Origin of the sequence: Prevotella sp. P5-126, from assembly GCF_002251185.1 — a bacterium.
In the GTDB taxonomy this organism is placed as follows: domain Bacteria; phylum Bacteroidota; class Bacteroidia; order Bacteroidales; family Bacteroidaceae; genus Prevotella.
Window position 1 is genome coordinate 1 of record NZ_NPIZ01000046.1, and the last position, 3688, is coordinate 3688.

Annotated in this window: 3 protein-coding genes; 2 read left to right on the plus strand and 1 reads right to left on the minus strand. The window is 40.8% G+C overall.

Features of this window, described 5'->3' with window-relative positions; genetic code table 11:
• Positions 1-1127: 1127 nt before the first annotated feature.
• Together CIK90_RS04090 and CIK90_RS04095 are read left to right on the plus strand one after the other, a co-directional pair.
• Positions 1128-1415 (plus strand): hypothetical protein, encoded by a 288-nt coding sequence (locus tag CIK90_RS04090; protein ID WP_094464416.1) that lies wholly within the window; start codon positions 1128-1130, stop codon positions 1413-1415.
• Positions 1415-1960 carry a fimbrillin family protein gene (locus tag CIK90_RS04095; protein WP_256387348.1) on the plus strand — a complete coding sequence of 182 codons (546 nt, stop codon included), beginning with the start codon at positions 1415-1417 and terminating at the stop codon, positions 1958-1960. Before CIK90_RS04090 ends, CIK90_RS04095 begins: the two co-directional genes overlap by 1 nt.
• A gap of 498 nt (positions 1961-2458) precedes the next feature.
• Here CIK90_RS04095 and CIK90_RS04100 read toward each other — a convergent pair whose 3' ends face one another.
• Positions 2459-3109 carry a hemolysin III family protein gene (locus CIK90_RS04100; protein WP_094391142.1) on the minus strand — a complete coding sequence of 217 codons (651 nt, stop codon included), beginning with the start codon at positions 3107-3109 and terminating at the stop codon, positions 2459-2461.
• Positions 3110-3688: the final 579 nt, after the last annotated feature.

A 3688-nucleotide genomic window follows, 5' to 3' on the forward strand; every position in this document is an offset into this window, starting at 1 on the left:
CTTACCTTGATTCATGAGTCTAAACTAACTTACAGATTGTAATTTTCTGCAAAGATAGTCATTTCTAACCCATAGAGTCATTTTTTGCTCGTATTTTGTCGCATATCAACCACTTACAACGATTGTTTATCGTTTTTAGTGGACACTAGTGCAAATCAATATAGAACAAAACTGCTGAACATTTTTGTATATTTGAACAACCACAAACGAATATATGATAATGAACAGCAGTTTTCTTTTGTCATGCATGGGCTTTATAGTCTTGAACGTATAAAAAGACTTGTATGGTAGGTAGCCTCATATCAATCCAGAATTTGAGTTTTCGGAAATAAATCGAACATCGAACACTTGTCATGCCGTAATCTGTTGTATGATAGCGGTTTTAGATGGTGTTCGGCGTTCGTATTTTGAGGGTTTCCGAACACCAATCGAACACCAACGAACACCCGCAAAACCTTCATGTCAACATTCCTATCATCTAAATGCAAGTTAATCAAAAGTGCGCTTTTATTATAAATAAGGTATAGCCCGATATTTTGCCAAAGCATTTCAATATTAGGCAAAAGTATTGCCCAACGTTTGGCAAGAGTGTTTTCAACGTTTGTTAAAGGTATTATCCAACGTTTGGCAAGAGTGTTTTCAACGTTTGATAAAGGTGTTATCCAACGTTTGATAAAGGTGTTATCCGACGTTTGATAAAGGTGTTATCCAATGTTTGATAAAAGTGTTATCCAACGTTTGGCAAGGTGTTGATAAATATCAAGCCGTTCATCATCAAGCAGGAACAACCAATTTCTCCAGAGATGCGATGGCTTACCAACAGATGATAGAATGGTGGTCGATAATGCCGTTATAAGATTTTCGACCACCCACTTAATCGTATATCTTACAAAGTGTTATCCCATATCGGTGGCCGATGGTCGATTATTTGCTATGTCGCGTGTGCGTGCATATGTGTGTGCGCACGCATACCTTATTATATGGATGTTATACCAAATATCATTTCATGGATGTATAATTTGTGGATAAAGAAAATAATGTATAACCTTGCATCCGGAAACGCTTATGTATTGGTGAAATGAGAAGAAATCAAAGAAAAAGTAGAATCTAACTCTTATTATTTTTATATGAAACAAAAATTAAACTGTTGCAAATTTGTTGGCATGCTCTTGGCTTTTACCGCCATCTCCTGCTCTGAGAGCGATGGGTTGCAGAACAACGGTATGTCTGACAAGAAGATTTGCTTTACTGCTATGTTGCAGAAAGGATGGAACGGAGGTGAAAAAACTCGTGGGGCTGTGTCTGAGTCGGCAGCACTTGCCCGAGAGCAGATGGTGCTAGAGGCAGAAGGCCAACTCGAACCCTCTCTATCGCATGCTATTGAAACTGACAATAAAGAATTGAGGGGGGGGTAATTACCCTCCCCTGTACACAAACCCGTTGCGCATTAAATGATGCCGCTGAGGTAGGGGATTTCGGCGTGAGTGCCGTTTACACCAAAGGTTCTACTATTTCTTCCTTGTATCATGATCAGCAAGTCACCAAGAGCGGTAACAACTGGTTTACCGCAGGCAACGAGATGTGGCCTACCGAAGGATCTCTATCGTTTTATGCTTATGCACTTTATCAGCGTGCCGCCTTGTCTTATATATCTACAGCTGCTGATTTCGCCAAGAATATAGTCATCCGCTACGTGGCAGATACGGATATAGACCATCACCCCGATTTTATTGTAGCCAAAAACGAAGCTATTGCTTATAACATTTCTACTGCCAGCAAACCTGTGGAGCTTGCTTTCAGCCATGCCCTTACTGCCCTTACCTTTGCCGTAGATGCAGAAATGATATCAGGAAAGGTGAAACGTATCACTATAAAAGGAGTGAATGGGCAGGGTGACTATGATTTTGCTCCCATTATCGTTAGGTTTGAACGGTTCCTCGTCGTGTCTTCGATAGACTAACGAATGACGAATGAGAAGCGATCGTGTGTTAAGCGAAAAAGCATGGTTCTTCTGTTGTATCCAGTTGGGGGCGTTGGAAGTGATGCCTGTAAACATAATTGCGTTGTTTTATATTGTACGATAAATGGCTTGTTGCAAAGGTATCTTTTTGTTTTGGAAATCATCCTTAGGTACGGTTGCAAAGATACAACATCACAAAACCCAAATGTCCGTCCTTGTCCGTCTTTGAGATTATTTTTAGGTTCTATTAACTTTTCTGCGGATTTTTTATAAGTTCTGCACATTGAATAGCAAAACGCTTTTGATAAAGATCAGTAGTCAATCAATAAGTTGCCATATCGTTTATTGATAACAATCCTTAACCGGTTGTCTGATGGTCTGTGAGTATCATTTATCGCAGTTTGCAATCTTTAGTTCTTTATAATGCAATTCTGATGGTGCAGGTATTGATGGCTTTATGGGAGTATATATAATGAAAATGGTCTTTTCTGCTTGACGTTAGAGATATTCCATCAGTACGTCCCATACGGCGATGATGTGGCAGATGCTGCCAGCTAAGACGAAGAAGTGGAAAACGCTGTGCATATATCGTTTCTTGTTGAGCGAATAGAATACTGCACCGGTAATATAGGCTACTCCTTCAGCAATAATCCATGCCACAGCAGCAGTAGATACGGAGTCGATCAATGGCTTGAATGCCACAAGAACAGAAAGGCCCATGCCTACGAAACAAAATGTCTCAAGATTAGAATGCTCCTTGAGCTTGATGAAACTGATGGCGGTGCCGACTATGGCACAAAGCCACACAAAGGTGAACAGCGACCATCCCCAGTAGCCTTGGCTGCGTAGCGCAATAAGTGTAAGAGGGGAGTAGCTGCCTGCTATGTGCCAGTAGATGGCAGCGTGGTCCCATTTGCGCAACCGTTCTTTCCACTTTGAATGTCTGGGGAGTGCATGGTATGCTGTGGATGCCATATATGATCCTAACATGCCAAAGAGATAGAGACACACGCCGAGGCGTGCCCAAGGGTTGTCACCTTTGAATGCCATGACGAGAAACACAATGCCGAACGCCAAGCCTAATAGTATGCCGCCAGCGTGTGACCATGTGTTCCAAAGTTCTTCTTTATGTGTGTATCTTATAGCCATCGTTTGCAAAGATACGAAATATTTTTGGTTTATTAGGAAAATGAAGTGATAAAGTCTGAATAATAATATTTTGTTTCGTATATATTATATGGATCGCATGCTTCTATACGCGCGTACATTATATTATCGCGTATTCATTTGATAGAGTTTGAACTTACCTAAGGTTTACGTTGGACTTGCTTAGGACTTGCTTAGGACTTGCTTGGGACTTGCTTGGGACTTGCTTTGTACGTCTTCAGAAGTTTCGTGTGTAGAAAAGTAGTGACGACCCGAATGCATCCCGAATGCATCCCGAAGCCCGATGACGCTTGTGCGAGAAAAGGCGGTAAGGATTTCCTTCTTGTGCGAGATTAGCAAGTGCGGCTTGCTTTACTTGGAATGATGTGAGGACTGTGTTGCTGTGGGCGGAAACAAATTTGTGGTTGAGTTGACAAAAGCTTGCTGATGAGTTATGGTAATCCTCTCTTTCTCTGTTTTTATAGAACTTTTATCTGTTAAATATTGCAAAAACACTTATAAAATGTTAAATAATAAAAATGCTGGTGGTATTTGTCTCTTATATATTAGGTATTACCTCAA

What these genes read in the sequence shown, in the direction of transcription:
- CIK90_RS04090 (WP_094464416.1), top strand. Translation starts at nt 1,128, where the DNA reads ATGAAACAAAAATTAAACTGTTGCAAATTTGTTGGCATGCTCTTGGCT.
- CIK90_RS04100 (WP_094391142.1), bottom strand. Translation starts at nt 3,109, where the DNA reads ATGGCTATAAGATACACACATAAAGAAGAACTTTGGAACACATGGTCA.